Origin of the sequence: Mycetocola spongiae (assembly GCF_020424085.1) — a bacterium.
GTDB lineage: Bacteria > Actinomycetota > Actinomycetes > Actinomycetales > Microbacteriaceae > Mycetocola > Mycetocola spongiae.
The window spans coordinates 2,603,929-2,621,842 of record NZ_CP080203.1; the positions used below are offsets into that span (position 1 = coordinate 2,603,929).

Below are 17,914 nucleotides of genomic sequence, written 5' to 3' on the forward strand. Positions count from 1 at the left end.
TGCGCGCCCGGATCCGCGTGCCCGGAGCCTTGCGCGGTATCGCCGTGCCCCGGGGGTGCGAGGGTCGCGGCGTGCACTCCCGTCGGCGGGAGCCTTGCCCCGCGGGACTTGTTCTAGTATAACTAGAACAATACGACACGGAAGTGGGTATATATGTCACGGGACACCTCCCTCATCGTGAGTGGACTCGAGAAGAGCTTCGGCGCTGTGCGCGCCGTGCGCGGGGTGAGCTTCACCGCGCGCCCCGGCCGCGTGACCGGATTCCTGGGGCCCAATGGCTCGGGAAAAACCACCACCCTGCGGATGCTGCTGGGGCTGATCGCCCCCGATGCCGGCACCGCCACTATCGGGGGCACCCGCTATGACCGGCTCGACCGGCCCGCCCTGACGGTGGGCTCGGCCCTCGAGGCCAGCTTCCATCCCGCGCATACCGGGGCCATGCACCTGCGCATTGCCGCGGCGGCCAGCGGCATTCCCGCGACCCGCGCCGCCGAGGTATTGGCGCTGGTGGGGCTGGCCGAGGCCGGGCCCCGCCGAATCGGGGGCTACTCGCTCGGAATGCGCCAGCGCCTCGCGCTGGCCACCGCGCTGCTGGGCGACCCCGAGGTGCTGGTGCTCGACGAGCCCATAAACGGCCTCGACCCCGAGGGGATCCGCTGGATCCGCGGCTTTCTGCGCAGCCTGGCGGCGGGCGGCACCACGGTGCTGCTCTCCTCCCACCTCCTCGCCGAGGTGCAACAAACGGTGGATGACGTGGTGGTGATCCGCGAGGGCGCCGTGGTCTATGCGGGGGAGCTCGCGGCGCTCGAGGCCCGCGCCGGGGGCGCGGTGATCGTGGACTCCGCCGATCGCCCCGCGCTTCTTGCCCTGATTGCCGGCCTGGGTCTCCCCGCGGCCGAGGGCGGAGGGGCCGGGCTGCGGGTGCGCGGGATCGGCGTGGACGACCTGGCCGCCGCTGCCTTCCATGCGGGCATCATCCTGCGCCACCTGAGCGTGGAATCCGAGGGCTTGGAGGAGGTCTTTTTTGATCTCACCGGGGGCGTAGGCCCCGAATTATCCGGCCTCCGGACGGGGGAGGTGCGCTGATGGCCCGCCTGATGCGGAGCGTCTCCGCCGAGTTCCTGAAGCTCCGCGCCACCCGCACCGGCTGGATGCTGGCTGCCCTGATGCTGATCCTCGCGGCCGGGGCCGCCGGGCTCTTTGCCGCGATGTTTGGGCCCCTCGGGATGCAATCGGGGGCGATGGTGGCGCCGATCGATCCGCGCGCCGCCGCGGGCCTCGTCTATAGCGCCCCCACGTCGCTGCTCTATGTGATCCCGCTGGTGCTGGGGGCCCTTGGGGTGAGTGGGGAATATCGCAATCGCACCCTGGCCGGAACCTTCACCGCCGAGCCGCGGCGCGGCATTGTCCTCGCGGCAAAGGCCCTGGTCCTCTTCTGCGCGGGTGCGCTGCTGGGGCTGCTCGGTGCGCTCGGTGCCCTGGGCGTGGGGGCGCTCGTGACGGGGGCGGGCGGGGGCGATGCGTTCCTCGGCGAGGCCGCTACCTGGGGCATTGCGCTGCGGACCGTGCCCGCGATGGGGCTCTGGGCGCTGATCGGCCTGGGCCTGGGTATCCTGGTGCGCTCGCAGGCGGTGGTAATCGTGATTGCCCTCGGCTTCTCCCAGTTTGTCCAGCCGATCCTGCGGATGGTTTCGGGCCTCTGGGACTGGAGCGCGGCGATCGGAAAATTCCTGCCGGGTGCCGCGACCGATGCGTTTATCGGCAGCGGAATCTTCACGAGTATGGGCTCGCTGGATCCCTCGCTCGCGGGCCTGGACCCGGCAATCCTGAGCCGGGGTTGGGGCGGGGTGGTACTCGCCGCGACCGCGCTGCTCCTGCTGGGCCTGGGATGGCTGCTGCGCTGGCGCTCCGACCTCGACTAGGTCCCGTGGCACCCGCGTCCCCTCGCGGGCGCGGGTGCCACGCTGCTAGCCTGGCCCCATGGATACGCGCGACCTCGTGGTGACCGATATTGCCGCCGCCACTGCCCTCTGGACCGAGGCCGATCTCACCCGCCCGTGGAATGATCCTGGCGCCGATATTCGCCGCGCGCTCGCGGGGGAGCGCTCAACCGTGCTGGGGTGTTTTGATGGCGAGGACCTCGTGGCCACGGCGATGGTGGGGGAGGACGGTCATCGCGGCTGGATCTACTATGTGGCGGTGGTCCGCGATCTGCGTGGGCGTCGGCTCGGGGCACGAATGATCACCGCCGCCGAGGATTGGCTGGCCGAGCGCGGGGCGGTCAAGGTGCAGCTGATGGTGCGTCACGGCAATGCCGAGGCCGCGGGCTTTTATGAGCACCTGGGCTATACCGATTCCGAGGTTTCCGTGCTGGCCAAGTGGCTGCCGGGGCATCCGGCCTAGGCGATGGTGGTGGCCTGGGACCAGACGGCCACCCAGGCGCCCGCGATCAGCTCATAGCTATCGCTGTGCCAGTACGTGGCGCGGGGTACCCGGTGGCCCCCAAACTCCACCTCTAATTCGGCGCGATAGCGAATCGTGGCCATCTCGCCGCGCACGCGGATCGCGATGGGCCCCGGTTCCCAGGCGAGGTAGTTGATCTGCCCGCTGGATACCGCGCCGAGGTATTGCTCGCGATCCAGCGCCGCGCCGATGGGCGTGATCAGCTGAAACTCGGGCGAGTGCGCGGAGCGCGCGGCCTCGATATCCCCGGCCACGAGCGCGCGCACGCGGGCGCGTTCGGTGGCGATAATGAGTTCTTCCGTGGCGGTGCCGGTCATCAGGATTCCTCTCCCGGGGCGGGATAGATTCGGGGTGTGGCATAGGCTTATGCGCACTTTGGACATAATGACAGAAAATGTCCACCTGTACAAGATGGACATTTTTTGCCTGAAGTGTCAGGATCGGGGGTGTGACCGCATCCCCCAAAACGCAGCAGATCCTCGACTCCTCCCTCGCCGTATTCTGTCGCTATGGCTTTGCCAAGACCACGATGAGCGACCTGGCCGGGGCCGCGGGGGTCTCCCGGGCCACGCTCTATCTGCACTTCAGCAATAAGGAGGCGGTCTTCCGCGCCGGCTCGGAGCGGGCCCATGCGGCGGTCATGGCCGAGGTGGAGGAGCGGCTGGGTGCCGAAGGCCCGGCCATCGGGCGGATCGATGCCGCGATGAACGCGTATCTGCGCGGGCTCATGGAGGAGATCGGCGCGAGCCCGCATGGCCGCGAACTCTTTGATTCCAATCTGGAGCTCTCGGCGGATATTACGCTTGCTGCCCGCCGCCGCCTCACGGATCGGATCGCCGAGGTGCTGGCCGAGGCCGATACCCGCGGGGAGATTAGGCTCTCCGCCCTCGGGGCCACCCCGCGGGAGCTGGCCGGGCTGATCCTGGCCAGTGCCGAGGGGATCAAGCTCGCGGGCGGCCCGGGCGCGCGCCTGGCCGCGGGCAGTGCGCTGTTTATGCGCATTCTGGGCGCCGCCACCGCCCCCTAACCGCCACCGGGGCATAAAAAACCGCCGCCTCCCGAGGGGAGACGGCGGTTTCTTTTATGATGATTAATCGCGCAGGATGGCGAAGAAACGCAGCAGCTCGGTATAGAGCCAGATCACGGTGACCATGATGCCAAAGGCACCGGCCCAGGCGTAGACCTTGGGGGCGCGGTTCTGCACGCCGCGCTGGATGCTATCGAAGTCGAGTACCAGCGAGTAGGCGGCGAGGATAACCACAAAGATGCCGAGGACGGCGCCGATCGGGATGCCCGTGTTTCCGATGGTGGCGCTGCTCATGCCGAAGCCGCTGACCACACCGGTCATCATGAGAACCATGTTGACCAGCGAGTAGACCAGGTAACCGATCATCGCGACCATGAAGATCTTGGTGGCCTTCTTGGAGGCACGCACCTTGCCGCTGGCAAATAGGGCCAGGGTGACACCAACCACGGCAAACGTGGCGATGACGGCCTGGACAACAATGCCGGGCCACGCGGTCTCAAAATAGGCGGAGAGTGCGCCGACAAACAGGCCCTGCACGGCGGCATAGGCCAGGACGAGGGGAGCGGAGGGCACCTTCTTGAAGATGTTGACCATCGCGAGGACAAAGCCAATAAGCGCGGCGGGCAGCATGATGCCGGGCATGTTCCAGCCGATTGCCGCGGTGGCCAGCATCACAACAAAGGCGACGGCCGTCTTGACGACGGTGTCCTCGATGGTCATGCGGTCGGTGACATCGACCGAGGCCATGGGCTGGTCGTACTGGTGCTGAAGCTGCTCGGCGGTCATCGCGGCCGAGGCAGCCTGCATCTGGCCGCCGTTTTTAAAGGCCGGATTATTGAATGCGGGGTTATTTGCCATCTGGATGGTCCTGCTCTCTCAGTGTTCTGGGAGTTCTCGGGCTGGGGTCACAACAGGGCCCGTCAGGGCCTTCGTTATCAATAATCTACCGGAATTTACTGGGAAGCACCCGGGCCGGAGACGGATCCGAACCTATTTACCCAAAATTCATTCGGCGGGATGACGCCCAGAGATTAGGCTGGGAGGCATGATCGCGCCCTCTCGACCCGTCATTATTGGTCACCGTGGAGCCTCGGGCTATCGGCCCGAGCACTCGGCCTCGGCGTACCGGCTCGCGTTTGCCCTCGGCGCCGATTTTGTCGAGCCCGACCTCGTGGTCAGCAGCGATGGTGTGCTGGTTTTGCGGCACGAAAATGACATCACCGAGACCACCGATGTGGCCAGCCGCCCCGAGTTTGCGGGCCGCAGGACGGTGCGGATGGTAGACGGCGAGCGGCACGACGGCTGGTTCACCGAGGACTTCACCTGGGCCGAGCTGGCCACCCTGCACTGCCGCGAACGCCTCCCCGAACTGCGGGCCGCGAGCGCCACATATAACAACACGGAGCGGCTGCTCTGCCTCGCCGATCTGATCCAGATCATTAACGAGTGCTCCCTCGACGCCGGGCGCGCACTCGGGATGGTGGCCGAGATTAAGCACTCCACCTATTTCGCTGAGCGCGGATTTATCATGGAGGATCTGCTGCGCGAGCAACTCGCGGGCTGGAGCGGGGGAGGCACCCTCGTGGTGGAGAGCTTTGAGCTCGGGGTGCTGGAGCGCCTGCGCGCGAGCGGGCTCGAGGCGCGCTATGTCTACCTCCTGGATAAAACCGGCATCGCCGAGGACGAGCGGCCCGAGCACGGCGGCAGCGGCACCCCCTATGCCGAGATGGCCACCCCCGCGGGCCTGCGGGCCCTCGCGGGCCGGGTCCACGGCATCAGCCTGAGCCGCGCGTATCTGGTGGCGGCGGGCGGGCGCGAACTCGTGGAGGCCGCGCACGCGCTGGGACTCGATGTGTTCACCTGGACGCTGCGCCCGGAAAACCGTTTCCTCGCGCCGGCCGCGCGCAGCTCGGAAGACCCCGCGGAATTTGGCGATTGGCGCACCGAGTTTGCGCAGATTATCCGCACCGGGGTGGACGGCATCTTTGTGGATCACCCCGATCTGGGCCGGCTCGCCCGGGAACATGCTCGGGCGGGCATATCCGCGGTTCTGGCCTGATCGGCGCGGGGGCCGCGGCCGCGGGCATCACGCCGCGCGTCGCCGGTCGGGGAGCGCGTCGGCGGTAGCGCCTAGACTTGAGGAGATATGGCCAACCACAGTGACTCCGTGAACTCCGAGCAGACCCCGATCGTGCTGCCCCCCGGCGCAGGACCCGCGTTTGGCGAGGCCGGTCGCTATGATGCCTCGGCCCAGTTTGGCCAGAACGTTCCCGAAGGTGAGGACCCCACGCTGCACGGGCTTAACCCGCAGCAGCGCGAGGCAGTGGTCTATCGTGGCCCGGCGCTGCTGATCGTCGCGGGGGCCGGCTCCGGCAAGACCCGCGTACTCACCCAGCGCATCGCGGGCCTGATCCGCAATCGCGAGGCCTGGCCCAGCCAGATCCTCGCGATCACGTTCACCAATAAGGCCGCCGCCGAGATGCGCGAGCGCGTGCAGCAGCAGCTGGGCGGGGCGGCCGAGGGCATGTGGATCGCCACGTTCCACTCCGCCTGTGTGCGCATCCTGCGCCGCGAGGCCGAGAACTTCGGCTTTAAAAAGAACTTCACGATCTACGATTCCAATGACTCGCGCGTGCTGATTAAGCGCATCATTAAGGAACTGGACGCCGATGTGCTGGGGCTCACCCCGGCGAATGTCTCCAATAAGATCAGCAAGCTCAAAAACGAGCTCGCCGATGTGGATAGCTATGCGCGCAATGCCAACCTCTCCGACCCCAATGAGGTCATGTTTGTGGAGGTATTCCGGCGCTATACGCGGGAGCTGGCCCGCGCCAATGCGTTTGACTTCGACGATCTAATCGGCCAGACCGTCTACCTCTTCCGCGCCTTCCCGCACGTGGCGGCGCAGTATCAGAAGCGGTTCCGGCACATCCTGGTGGACGAGTACCAGGACACCAACCACGCCCAGTATGCGCTGATCCGCGAGCTCACCCGCGCCCCCGAGCCCGAGCCCGACGGCTTCCTCGAGGGCGCGGGACCGGCCGCGCTGGCCGGTGCCTCGCTCACCGTGGTGGGCGATTCCGATCAGTCGATTTATGCCTTCCGCGGCGCGGATATCCGCAATATCGTGGAGTTTGAGCGCGATTTTGTGGGGGCCAAGGTGATCCTCCTGGAACAGAATTATCGCTCCACCCAAAATATTCTCTCGGCCGCAAACGCCGTGATCTCCAATAACTTCGACCGCAAGGAAAAGCGCCTGTGGTCCGATGGCGGAGACGGCGAGAAGATCATCGGATTCACCGGCTATTCGGGTCATGATGAGGCGCAGTTCATCGCCGATGAGATCGAGAAGCTGCACTCGGCGGGCATGGGCTATAACGAGATCGCGGTGTTTTATCGCACCAATGCCCAGACCCGGGCGCTGGAGGAAATTTTCATCCGCTCCGCGCTGCCCTACCGGATCATGGGCGGCACCAAGTTTTATGAGCGTGCCGAGATTAAAGACTCCTTTGGCTATCTGATCGCCGTGGCCAATCCCGACGATACGTTGGCGCTGCGCCGCATCCTGAATACCCCGAAGCGCGGCATCGGCCCGGCCACCGAGACCCAGCTCTTTAGCTTCGCGGAAAATAACGCCATCAGCTTCCGCGAGGCCATGCGCAATGCCGAGGGCCTGGGCCTCGGCCCCAAGGTCACGGGCGCGATCACCGCACTCTCCGATTTGCTGGACGAGGCGGCGGCCCTGGCCGATACCGGCAAGGTGGCCGATGTGCTGACGCTCCTGGTCACCAAGAGCGCGCTGCTGGAGACGCTGCGTAATAGCCGCGATCCGCAGGACGAGGCGCGCGCCGAAAATATCGAGGAACTGATGGCGGTGACCAAGGAGTTCGAAAAAAATAACCCCGATGGCACGCTGATCGACTTCCTCACCGAGGTCTCTCTCGTGGCGGCGGCCGATGACCTCGACTCGAGCACCGGCACGGTCTCCCTGATGACCCTGCACACCGCCAAGGGCCTCGAATATGAGGCGGTATTCCTGACCGGCGTGGAGGAGGATCTGCTCCCGCATAAGATGTCCGCCAATGAGCCCGGCGGCCCCGCCGAGGAGCGCCGGTTATTTTATGTGGGCATCACGCGCGCGCGGCAGCGGCTGTTTATCTCGCTCGCGATGACGCGCGCCCAATATGGCGAGACCGCCATCGCGATGCCCAGCCGCTATCTGCAGGAGATCCCCGCGGAGCTGATCGAGTGGCGGCAATCGCCCGGCTCGGCCAATTCCCGCGGCGGCACCCAGCCGCGCGCGCTGAATGCCACGCGGCGCTGGCCCGGTTCGGGTGGCGGCTCGGGGCAGCCGCCCGCGCTCCCGCGTGCGGAAAAAAAGGAGTGGCCCAATAAGATCACGGGCCAGGTGCGCGATAACGCCGGGCTGGAGCTGGCCGCGGGTGATCGCATCCGCCATGTGGACTTCGGCGAGGGCCGCGTGCAGCAGATCACGGGCGAGGGTAATAAGCGCATTGCCCACGTGCAGTTTGATGCCGCGGGCTTTAAGAAGCTGCTGATTAAGATCGCGCCGATCGAGAAGATTTAGGAGAACGCGGCCATGGTGATTTCACGCAGGGGACAGCGACCCGGGGGTTTTGACGCCGGCGACCGCGTGGAGGCCGTGGCCGTGGCCGTGCTGCGGCGCGGGACCAGCGCACTGCTGTGCCTGCGGGCACCCGGGCGGGAGAGTTTCCCCGGCGTCTGGGATTTCCCGGGTGGACACGTGGAGGCGGGCGAGAGCGCGGCCGAGGCGCTGCGCCGCGAGCTGGCCGAGGAGCTGGGCATCGGGATCATGCGCCCGGGGCCGATCCCGGATGCCTTTTTTAGGTTGGGCGAGGCGGAGATCTCGCTCTGGGTGCTGGATGAGTGGACCGGTGAGCCGGAAAACCTCGCGCCCGAGGAGCATGTGGAACTGCGCTGGGTGGATATCGAGGAGGCCGCCGGGCTGGATCTGCCCGATGCCTCCTATCACGATCTGCTCGCGCGCTTTTTGAAGCCCCGAGGCTAAGCGGGCCTGGCCCCGCCGCCGCGTGTGATCGCGGCGGGCCGGGGCACTCGTCCGGGGCGCGCTGCCTGCCGCGGGCCGCTGCCGATATCCGGGCTGCCCTTCGCGCTGCCCGCGGTGCGTGGCCCTCCGGCCGCTAGCGGTGCCTGCCGCGCCCGGACGCGCCCGCCCCGGGCCCCGGGCACCCCGCGCGGTGGGGTTGCGGCAGCCGCTTAATGTTGTGTCATATGCTGAAAATTTGGCGCGACACGGGGCGGAAAACACCCGTCGTTTATAACAAAAGTATAACGAGAGTCCCGCGCGGGCCCCGGAGTGCGCGGCGGCGCAAAATTGGCAACTTCGGCGTGATTCCGCGGCGTGCGCGAGGGGGGATTGTTATGTATCCTTACAAAAGAAAATTGACGGTCGGGTCGCGCGGGTTTTCGCCCTTGAAAATGGTTTGCACGTAAAAATTATTTGGTGAATACTATTTCCAACAGCGTGGTCTGGGACTCTCCAGGCTCGACGTTTCAACGAGGAGACAGCACAAATGAAGAAGCGTTATCTTCCCATCGCACTACTCGCAACAGCAGCACTCGGCCTCGCCGCGTGCTCCTCGAGCGCACCTGCCGATGGAGGAAAAGTAGATGGTGACGGCCAGAGCCTGAAGGTCTGGATCATGCAGGGCACCAACCCGAACTCCGAGGACTTCTTTGCCGAGGTAGGCAAGTCGTTCAAGGAGGAGACCGGCGCGGACCTCAAGGTCGAATACGTTCAGTGGGCCGACGCTCACGACCGTTTTGTCACGTCGATTGCCGGAGGCACGACCCCGGACGTGGCCGAGACCGGAACCACCTGGACCGCCGAGTTCGCCGATGCCGGCGCACTGGCCCCCATCACCGAATACGTTGATAAGGCCGGACTGAAGGATGACCTCGTTGAGGGTCTTGTGAAGTCGGGTACCTACGACGGAGAGCTCTACGGCATGCCCTGGTACGCCGGAGTGCGCGCCATGGTCTACCGCAGCGATGTCTTCGACGAGCTGGGCATCAAGGTTCCCACCAACTGGGCCGAGATCGAGGCCGCCGTGGCCACCATCAAGGCAGCCAAGCCCGATATGATCCCCTTCCCCGTTCCCGGAGACGCCGAGTTCCAGGTATACCCCTGGGTCTGGGGCGCCGGCGGAGAGGTAGCCACCGAGAAGGACGGCACCTGGACCAGCGAGATGGACAGCGCCAAGTCGCGCGAGGGACTCGAGTTCTACACCGGTCTCGCGACCGAGCACGGTTCCTCCACCTCGGGTGCCACCACCTGGAAGGAGACCGACGTTCTGGATAACTTCACCCAGGGCAAGGTAGCCATGTCGCTCCAGGGTTCCTGGACCCCCGCGACCATCATCCAGAAGGCTCCCGAGCTTGAGGGCAAGTTCGCCGCCACCCCGATCCCCGGCAAGGACGGCGGCATCAGCCCCTCCGTTCTGGGTGGATCGCACCTGAGTATGTTCAACACCTCGAAGAACAAGGAACTCGCGTTCAAGTTCATCGAGATGATGGGCACCGGCAAGTACGCCGAGAAGTGGGCCGAGCAGACCGGATACTTCCCCGGCCAGACCTCGCTGCTCGACGACGCACAGAAGTCCGATAACCCGCTCGTGAAGCCCTTCGCCGAGCAGATGGTCAACGGAGGAGCCTCCGTTCCCGTTACCCCCACCTTCGGAGCCGTCCAGGCCAAGAAGACCACCAACGCCATGATCCAGTCGATCCTTTCCGGTTCCAAGACCGTGGAGCAGGCCTCCACCGACGCCGCCAAGGAAATGACCGGGCTGCTCAACGATAAGAAGTAGATGTCAAAATTGGTATCACCCGCGGCTGTCCCCGGAACCCTTGGTTCCGGGGCGGCCGGCGGGCCTCCCCGCCGCAATCGGGCACGCACTGTGCTCGCCGCACGGCCCTGGCTCCTGCTCGCGCCCGCACTCTTTGTGCTGGCCGTGCTCCTGCTCTGGCCCCTGATCCGCGTTGTGCTCTTCTCGTTCCAGGACTACGGCCTGCGCGAAATTGTCAGCGGGAAAACAAACTTCAACGGTGGTGCTAACTACCTTGAGGCCATTACCAACCCTCAGCTGTGGTCGGTAGTACTCCCCAACACCGTTGTATTCGCCGTGGCCGCCGTGGCCGGAACCGTGATCTTTGGAACACTGGTTGCGCTGCTCATGAGCTCGCTCGGCAAGACCTGGCGCACCATCGTTGGCTCCGCCATCATGGTCGCCTGGGCCATGCCCGCCGTGACCGGTACCTATGTGTGGATCTGGATTTTTGACGCCGATAACGGAATCGTCAATAAGCTCCTCATGGGTGCCGGACTGATGGACGAGCCCTTTAACTGGTTCACGAACCGCTGGAGCTTCTACGCGATCGTCCTGATCAACGTGATTCACCACGGATTCCCCTTCGTAGCCATCACCGTTCTGGCCGGACTGCTCGGCGTGAATAAGGAAATGCTTGAGGCCGCCGAAATGGACGGCGCGGGCCCCTTCCGCCGCTTCTTCCAGATCATCTTCCCCTCGCTCAAGCAGGTATTCACGGTTGTGATCATCCTGTCCACGATCTGGGACTTCAAGATATTCAGTCAGGTCTATCTGATGCCGGGAGGTGGCGGATCCAACCGAGAAGTCCTGAACCTCGGCGTGTGGTCCTACGTCGAGTCCTTCGGACAGAACCGCTACGGGTTTGGTTCGGCCATCGCCGTGCTGCTGACCCTGGTCCTGCTGGTCATCACCATTATCTATATCCGCGCCCTGATGAAAGAGGATGAGCTGTGAGTCAGACCTCTGCCAAAAAGACGCGCCTGAAGGTGGTGCGCGGCATCCTCATCGCCGCGCTGCTGTTCTTCACCCTGTTCCCGGCCTACTGGATGATGTCGAGCGCCTTTGATGCGCGCGCCGGCTCCGGTAACCAGGGCATCGTGCCCGCCGAGTTCACGCTGGATAACTTCATCTACGTCATCAACGACGGTGGATTTGGTGTGTTCCTGCGCAACTCGGTGATCGTGGCCTTCGCCACGGTCCTGATCTCGGCCGTGCTGGCGCTCCTGGCGTCGGTGGCCGTGGCCCGGTTCAAGTTCAAATTCCGCACCGGAATCCTGCTGATGATCCTCGTGGTCCAGATGGTTCCGCTTGAGGCGCTCGTGATCCCGCTGTTTGTGCAGGTTCGTGATCTTCAGCTGCTGAATACCCTGCTGGGTCTGGTCATCGTATATGTCGCGATCTCGCTGCCGTTTGGTATCTGGATGCTGCGCGGATTTGTGGCCGCCGTCCCCGTGGAACTGGAAGAGGCCGCATACCTCGACGGTGCCTCCTGGTGGCGCATGTTCCGCTCCGTGATGCTGCCCCTGGTTATGCCGGGACTGGTGGCCACCAGCGTATTCAGTTTTATTACCGCCTGGAACGAGTTCATCTTCGCGATGACCATGCTGCAGGGAAGCACCGAGAACTATACGGTTGCCATCGGACTTAAGCAGTTCTTCGGCGAGCACTCCAATGAGTGGGGCTATGTCATGGCCGCCTCGACTCTGATCACGATCCCCGTGATGATCTTCTTCATCCTCGTCCAGGGCAAGCTGTCCTCCGGACTGGTGGCGGGAGCGGTCAAGGGATGATCACCGAGCCGAACCTTACGCGCCTGGTAAACGGCGTTTTATGGCCGGGCTTTCTCGGCCAAAACGTACCCGATTGGGTGCGCGAGGCTCTCGGCGAGGGCCTGGCCGGGGTTGTGTACTTCGGACATAACCTCGACCAGGACAACCCCGCGGCGGTGGCCGACCTCTCGGCAAAGTTCCGGGCCATTGCGCCGGACGTGCTGCTGGGAGTGGACGAGGAGGGTGGCACCGTCACCCGCCTCGAGGCCGCCGCGGGCTCAAGCCTTCCCGGCCCCGCGCAGCTGACCGTGCTGGGCGACCTCGTGGCCAGCGCCGCGGTGGGAGCCGAGCTGGGTCGTCGCGCCGCGGCCGTGGGCATCAACGTGGTCCTCGGCCCCGTGGCCGATGTGAATACCAATCCGGCAAACCCCGTGATCGGGGTGCGCTCGTTTGGATCCGATCCCGAGATCGTCTCGGCCCAGGTGGCCGCCACGATCACCGGAATGCAGGGCCGCGGCGTGGCCGCCTGTGCCAAGCACTTCCCCGGACACGGCGATACCCACTCCGATTCGCATACCTCGCTGCCGCGCATCGACGTGCCCGAGGACGAGATCATTCGCGATCACCTGGCCCCGTTCCGCGCGGCAATTGCCGCCGGGGTTGAGGTCATCATGACCGCGCATATTATTGTGCCCGCCTGGGGCGAACTGCCCGCGACGCTGAACCCGGTGGCGCTGGGTCGCCTGCGGGATATGGGCTTTGAGGGCGTCATCGTGACCGATGCCCTGGACATGGCCGCCGTGCGCGAGAGCGTGGGGGCCGGCCCCGGGGCGGTACTGGCCATCCGGGCCGGTGCCGACCTGCTGTGCATCGGTAACCCCGTGACCAAACCCGGCGAGGACCGCGCCGGCGAGATCGACCGCGACGACTATCTTGAGGTGCGCGATGCACTGATCGAGGCCGTCCGCTCGGGCGAGCTGGACCCCGAGCTGCTGCGCGTGGCCGGCGAGCGTAACCTCGCGCTGGCCCGTCGCCTGGCCGCCCAGTCCGCGCTGGGTCGCGCCGAACTTTCCGCCGCGGACGCCGCCGCTATGGTGGCCGGGGCGATCCGTACCACGGGCGATATTTCCCGCTCGGGTGCGGCCGTGACCCTGCTGGATCTGCGCGATCGGGTGACCATCGCGGTCGCCGCCGATAACGATGCCTTTGGCGCCGCGCTGCGCCCCATTGCCACCCCCACCCGGATGGGAATTGGCGTCCTGGGCGGGGAGAACCCCGCCGCCGCCCTCGCCGCCGTACTCGAAACGATTCCGGAGAACGAAGACCTGCTGGTCCTGGTGGATCGGATCGGTATCCCCGGCAAACAGCGCGAGGCCCTCGCGGCGATCGCCGCGGCCGGGCTGCCCGCCGTGGTGGTTAACGTGGGCATCACCGCCCCGGGCTATGACGGTGCCGGGCTGGCCCGCATCGACGCCCTCGCCGGTTCCGCACTCTCCGCGCGGCGCGTGGCCGAGCTTATTTACGGGGTCGATCGCGCATGAGGATCCTGTCCTTGCAGTCGGGCACCAGCGCCGACGGCATCGACGCCGCCATCGTGCAGTTCACGGCCGCCGGGGATGACCCGCGCCGGCCGGAACTGACGCTGCGTCAGATCGCCGCGGAGACCGTGGACTGGGCCCCCGAGCTGCGCCGCGACCTGCTCGCGTTTGCCGATGGTGCGGCCCTGGACGCCGGGGCACTGACCCGGCTCACCACCGCGGCGGGACGGGCCTTTGCCGCGGCCGCCGCCGATCTGTGTGCCCGCTTTGGCCCCGTGGACCTGGTGGTCTCACACGGCCAGACCGTTTATCACTGGGTCGAGGACGGCCATGCCCGCGGCACGCTGCAGCTCGGCGAGGCCGCCTGGATCGCCGAGGCCGTGGGGGCACCTGTGCTCTCCAACCTGCGCGCCGCCGATATCGCCGCCGGGGGAGAGGGAGCCCCGCTGATGGGGATCTTCGACCGCGCCTGGTTTGGCGATAACGTGCCCGCCGCCTCGCTGAACCTCGGCGGCATCGCCAACCTTCAGATTGTCCTGGCCTCGGGCGAGATCCTCGCCTTTGATACCGGGCCCGCCAATGTCCTGATTGATGCCGCGATCGCCCGCTCCAGCGGCGGAAGCCTCGGTTATGACCCCGATGGGTCCCATGCCGCCGCGGGAACCGTCCACGACGGGGTGCTCTCGGCACTGCTTGCTCACCCCTATCTGGCGCGCCCCGCCCCCAAGAGCACGGGCCGGGAAACCTTCACGCTGGACGTGGTGGATGCCGCACTGGCCGCCTCCGGCGCGCGGGACCTCGGTCTTTCCGACCTGCTCGCAACCCTCACCCGCTATAGCGCGGTGAGCGTGGCCGGGGCCCTGCATGCCGCGGCCCCCGATCTGGGCCTCGTGATCGCCTCGGGCGGCGGCGTGGATAATCCCACGTTGCTCGCCGAGCTGCGGGCCGCGCTGCCCGCCGGGGTGGAGCTGGCCACGAGCGCCGAGCACGGGATCGACCCCGGGTTTAAAGAGTCCCTCCTATTTGCGCTGATCGGCTATCTGTCCTGGCACGGCCTGCCGCTGTCCCTGCGCGCCGAGAACCCGCGCATCGCCGGGGTATTCAGCGCCGGAATCGCGCCCCTGCGCCTGCCCGAGCCGCTCCTGGGCATCGCCGGGCTCCATATTTTCTCCCCCGACCGTAATTCGCATGAAAGTGAACACCGCAATGACTAATCCGCTGGTTTTAGCCGTAGACCTGGGGAAGACCTCCTGTCGCGTGCGCGTGGGCACCCCCGGTAATGTGCTGGCCGAGGTTAAGGGTGCCGGTGCGCCCGGCCTCGCCGAGCAGCACGGCGCCCGCCTGTCCTTTGAGTCCGTCGCCGCCCAGCTGGATCGCATCGATCCCGCCCTGCTCGCCTCCGTGCGCGGCGTGGGTGTGGGCGCGGCCGGTGTGGAGGCCGCACCCGAGGCCACCGCCGAGTTCATCACGCTGCTGCGCGGCCGCCTCGATGTGCCCACGGCCGTGATTAACGACGCGCTTGCGGCCCATGCCGGGGCGTTTTCCGGCGGACCCGGCGTGGTCCTGATCGCCGGAACCGGCGCGATCGCCTATGCCGTGGACGAGGACGGGACCACCCATCAGATCGACGGCTGGGGCCCCTGGCTCGGAGATGATGGAAGCGGCCGCTGGATCGGCCAGCAGGGCCTGATTGCGGCATTGCGCGCCCTGGATGGCCGCGGCGAGGCCACCGCGCTGAGCGCCGAGGCCGAGGCCCACGCGGGTAATATCCCGGCGCTGCCCAACTGGGTCAGCTCCGAGGGTGCACCCGCGCGCCAGCTCGCCTCCTTTGCGCCGCGCGTGCTGGAGACCGCCGCCGCGGGAGACCCCGTGGCGCGCGAGATCGTGGAGCGCGCGTGTGCGCTGCTCACCGAGACCTCGGCCGCCGCGGGACAGCCCACGCTGTGTGTTGTGGGTGGCATCAGTGAGCACCCCTATTTCTCCGAGCGTCTGCACGCGGCCTTCGCCGCCCGCGGCCTGCGCATCCGCGCGGTTGAGGGCGATGCCCTGGACGGCGCCGGGATCATTATTGATAATCTGGCCCTGGGCTATGAGGGGCGGATCATTCGTGGATAACACCGAAAACGCGCAGCTGCGCGCGCTGCTGGGAACGCTCTCGACCGAGCGCGTCTCGGAGCGTAATACCGATCTGGACCTGATGGAAAACGGCGAGCTGGTGGCCGCGATGATCGAGGAGGACCGCGCCGTGGGCGAGGCCCTGCGTTCGCAGGCCGGGCAGATCACCGCCGCGATCGACGGTATCGTTCCGGGCCTGTCCCGCGGCGGACGCCTCGTTTATATCGGCGCGGGAACCGCGGGCCGGATGGGTGTACTGGATGCCAGCGAGGCACCGCCCACGTTTGGTATTTCGGATGATGTGATCATCGGCCTGATCGCCGGCGGCGAGAAGGCCATCCATACCGCCGTGGAAAACGCCGAGGACAGCGAGGAGATGGGCATCGCCGATGTTGATCGCCTGGACCTCGGCCCCAATGACACGCTGGTGGGTATCTCCGCCTCGGGCCGCACCCCGTATGTGGTGGCGGCGCTGAACCGGGCGCAGGAGCGCGGCGCGTTCACCGTGGCTCACTCCTGCAACGCGGATTCGCCGATCGGTGCCGCCGCGCAGGTGGCCATCGAGACCGAGGTGGGCCCCGAGATTCTTACCGGTTCCACCCGGCTGAAGGCGGGCACCGCGCAGAAGCTTGTGCTCAATATGCTCAGCACCATTTCGATGGTGCGCCTGGGCAAGGTCTATCGCAACCTCATGGTGGACCTCAAGGCGACCAATGAGAAGCTGCGCGCCCGCAGCGAGCGCACCGTGATCCTCGCGACCGGCACCGATGCCGCGACCGCGGCGCGCGTGCTCGCGGAGGTAGACGGCTGGGTAAAGGCCGCAATCCTCGTGATCAGCACCGGGCTTCCCGCGGCCACCGCCGTGGAACTGCTCACCAAGAACGAGGGCTATCTGCGCCCGGCGATCGCCGAGGGTACTGCGAGTCGTGTCGGTTAATCCGCTCGTGGCGCTGCAACAGGCGCATCCGCGCCTGACCGCGGCGGAGACGCGGGTGGCCGATGTGATCATCGACCGCCCGCAGCTTGTGGTGGAATCCACCATCACCGAGCTTGCGCGGGCCTGCCATACCTCGCCGGCCACGGTGGCGCGATTTTGCCAGAGCCTGGGCTATGGGGGTTACCGGGATTTTCGGATCGAGGTGGCCGCGGCGATGAGCCGCGATCAGGCGGACCGCGAACACTCGCAGGTAACCACGGGCGATATTGACCCGGAGGACAGCGCGCAGGACGTGGTGGCGAAGATCCAGTTCCTGGAAACCCAGGCGATCTCGCAGACGCTGCGTTCTCTGGATTTGACCGTGGTGGATGCCGCGGTGGCCGCGATTATTGCCGCGGACCGCCTGGAAATCATCGGCTTTGGCTCCTCCTCGCTGAGCGCGCAGGACCTGAATACCAAGCTCAGCCGCATCGGCCGGATCGCGCATCAGCACTCCGATGTGCACCTGGGGCTTGCCCAGGTGGCGCTGCTCGGCCCGGGGTCGGTGGCGTTTGGTATCTCGCATTCCGGGCTCACGGTCGAGACGATTCACCTGCTGCAGATCGCGCGCGAGGGCGGGGCCACCACGATCGGCCTGACCAATGATCCCGAGTCGCCGCTCGCCGAGCACTGCGATTTTTTATTAACCACCCAGGCGCGCGAATCGCATTTCCGTTCGGGTGCCACCTCCAGCCGGATCGCGCAGCTCGCCGTGATCGACGTGCTGTTTGTGCGCGTGGCCCAGCTTCTTTTTGACTCGATGAATGACTCGCTGCGGCGCACCTATGACGCGGTGCAGTGGCACCGGGTGCGGGGAGACCGGCCGCGCGGCAATTAGGGCACGCGCACCGAGCGCACTCACCCGGCGCCGAATGCTCTCGGGGCCGGCGTATGCCCGCCCGGGCGCGGGAGGCCCGCGGCCGATCCGGGAGCCGGCCGGCACCCCTCGCGGGGGCGGAGCCCGGGCCACGGCGCCCATCCCGGCCGCACAAACGTGCCGGAAACGCCCTTTAGGTCACATAGCGGTATCGAGGCGTTCGGAAACGTGTGCCCGGCTGTCCCTCACAGCTGACAAGGGGTAGAGTCGTAGACGGCTATCTTGACGTCGAGTTAAATGCCAGACGCCGGGACTGCAC

At 66.4% G+C, this 17,914-nt stretch carries 17 protein-coding genes; 15 read left to right on the top strand and 2 right to left on the bottom strand.

Translation table 11 applies throughout. The features are described 5' to 3' along the window. The first annotated feature begins 153 nt into the window (after positions 1 to 153). Genes KXZ72_RS11980 through KXZ72_RS11990 form a run of 3 tightly spaced genes read left to right on the top strand, consistent with a single transcriptional unit; the run spans position 154 to position 2,403 of the window. The gene (locus KXZ72_RS11980) at positions 154 to 1,086 is read left to right on the top strand and encodes an ATP-binding cassette domain-containing protein (protein ID WP_226081161.1); all 933 of its coding nucleotides are present in this window, start codon (positions 154 to 156) and stop codon (positions 1,084 to 1,086) included. After that, entirely contained in the window at positions 1,086 to 1,922 is an 837-nt protein-coding gene (locus KXZ72_RS11985) for an ABC transporter permease (protein ID WP_226081162.1), read from the top strand. The genes KXZ72_RS11980 and KXZ72_RS11985 overlap by 1 nt, the downstream gene beginning before the upstream one ends. Before the next feature lie 58 nt (positions 1,923 to 1,980). Continuing rightward, positions 1,981 to 2,403 (top strand): GNAT family acetyltransferase, encoded by a 423-nt coding sequence (locus tag KXZ72_RS11990; RefSeq protein WP_226081163.1) that lies wholly within the window; start codon positions 1,981 to 1,983, stop codon positions 2,401 to 2,403. Here the strand turns inward: KXZ72_RS11990 and KXZ72_RS11995 are convergent. Further along, complete coding sequence (locus KXZ72_RS11995) at positions 2,400 to 2,780, bottom strand: nuclear transport factor 2 family protein (protein ID WP_226081164.1); 381 nt, start codon at positions 2,778 to 2,780, stop codon at positions 2,400 to 2,402. The two genes, KXZ72_RS11990 and KXZ72_RS11995, sit on opposite strands and share 4 nt — an antisense overlap. Positions 2,781 to 2,911: 131 nt before the next feature. On the opposite strand from KXZ72_RS11995, the gene KXZ72_RS12000 reads away from it, so the two are divergent. Further along, entirely contained in the window at positions 2,912 to 3,490 is a 579-nt protein-coding gene (locus KXZ72_RS12000; RefSeq protein ID WP_226081165.1) for a TetR/AcrR family transcriptional regulator, read from the top strand. A 63-nt stretch (positions 3,491 to 3,553) separates the two neighbouring features. Here KXZ72_RS12000 and KXZ72_RS12005 read toward each other — a convergent pair whose 3' ends face one another. Further along, complete coding sequence (locus KXZ72_RS12005; RefSeq protein WP_226081166.1) at positions 3,554 to 4,348, bottom strand: Bax inhibitor-1/YccA family protein; 795 nt, start codon at positions 4,346 to 4,348, stop codon at positions 3,554 to 3,556. A 187-nt stretch (positions 4,349 to 4,535) separates the two neighbouring features. On the opposite strand from KXZ72_RS12005, the gene KXZ72_RS12010 reads away from it, so the two are divergent. The 11 genes from KXZ72_RS12010 to KXZ72_RS12060 all read left to right on the top strand — a co-directional run bounded on the left by KXZ72_RS12010 (position 4,536) and on the right by KXZ72_RS12060 (position 17,616). Beyond that, positions 4,536 to 5,549, top strand: a complete 1,014-nt coding sequence (locus KXZ72_RS12010) for a glycerophosphodiester phosphodiesterase family protein (protein ID WP_226081167.1) — start codon at positions 4,536 to 4,538, stop codon at positions 5,547 to 5,549. Positions 5,550 to 5,636: 87 nt separating this feature from the next. Beyond that, the gene (locus tag KXZ72_RS12015; RefSeq protein ID WP_226081168.1) at positions 5,637 to 8,078 is read left to right on the top strand and encodes an ATP-dependent helicase; all 2,442 of its coding nucleotides are present in this window, start codon (positions 5,637 to 5,639) and stop codon (positions 8,076 to 8,078) included. A gap of 12 nt (positions 8,079 to 8,090) precedes the next feature. Continuing rightward, positions 8,091 to 8,540, top strand: a complete 450-nt coding sequence (locus KXZ72_RS12020; protein WP_226081169.1) for an NUDIX domain-containing protein — start codon at positions 8,091 to 8,093, stop codon at positions 8,538 to 8,540. 526 nt (positions 8,541 to 9,066) lie between these two features. Beyond that, a complete protein-coding gene (locus tag KXZ72_RS12025) occupies positions 9,067 to 10,359 on the top strand; it encodes a sugar ABC transporter substrate-binding protein (protein WP_226081170.1) in 1,293 nt (430 codons plus the stop codon). Then, positions 10,360 to 11,334, top strand: coding sequence for a carbohydrate ABC transporter permease (locus tag KXZ72_RS12030; protein WP_226081171.1), 975 nt, complete (start codon positions 10,360 to 10,362; stop codon positions 11,332 to 11,334). After that, positions 11,331 to 12,170, top strand: coding sequence for a carbohydrate ABC transporter permease (locus tag KXZ72_RS12035; RefSeq protein WP_226081172.1), 840 nt, complete (start codon positions 11,331 to 11,333; stop codon positions 12,168 to 12,170). Before KXZ72_RS12030 ends, KXZ72_RS12035 begins: the two co-directional genes overlap by 4 nt. Next, positions 12,167 to 13,690, top strand: a complete 1,524-nt coding sequence (locus tag KXZ72_RS12040) for a glycoside hydrolase family 3 protein (protein WP_226081173.1) — start codon at positions 12,167 to 12,169, stop codon at positions 13,688 to 13,690. Before KXZ72_RS12035 ends, KXZ72_RS12040 begins: the two co-directional genes overlap by 4 nt. Continuing rightward, positions 13,687 to 14,901 (top strand): anhydro-N-acetylmuramic acid kinase, encoded by a 1,215-nt coding sequence (locus KXZ72_RS12045; protein WP_226081174.1) that lies wholly within the window; start codon positions 13,687 to 13,689, stop codon positions 14,899 to 14,901. Before KXZ72_RS12040 ends, KXZ72_RS12045 begins: the two co-directional genes overlap by 4 nt. Beyond that, entirely contained in the window at positions 14,894 to 15,802 is a 909-nt protein-coding gene (locus KXZ72_RS12050; RefSeq protein WP_226081175.1) for an N-acetylglucosamine kinase, read from the top strand. The genes KXZ72_RS12045 and KXZ72_RS12050 overlap by 8 nt, the downstream gene beginning before the upstream one ends. Further along, the gene (gene murQ, locus KXZ72_RS12055) at positions 15,795 to 16,739 is read left to right on the top strand and encodes an N-acetylmuramic acid 6-phosphate etherase (RefSeq protein ID WP_226081176.1); all 945 of its coding nucleotides are present in this window, start codon (positions 15,795 to 15,797) and stop codon (positions 16,737 to 16,739) included. Before KXZ72_RS12050 ends, murQ begins: the two co-directional genes overlap by 8 nt. After that, positions 16,729 to 17,616: a MurR/RpiR family transcriptional regulator gene (locus KXZ72_RS12060; protein WP_226081177.1), complete on the top strand. Its 888-nt coding sequence runs from the start codon at positions 16,729 to 16,731 to the stop codon at positions 17,614 to 17,616. Before murQ ends, KXZ72_RS12060 begins: the two co-directional genes overlap by 11 nt. Positions 17,617 to 17,914: the final 298 nt, after the last annotated feature.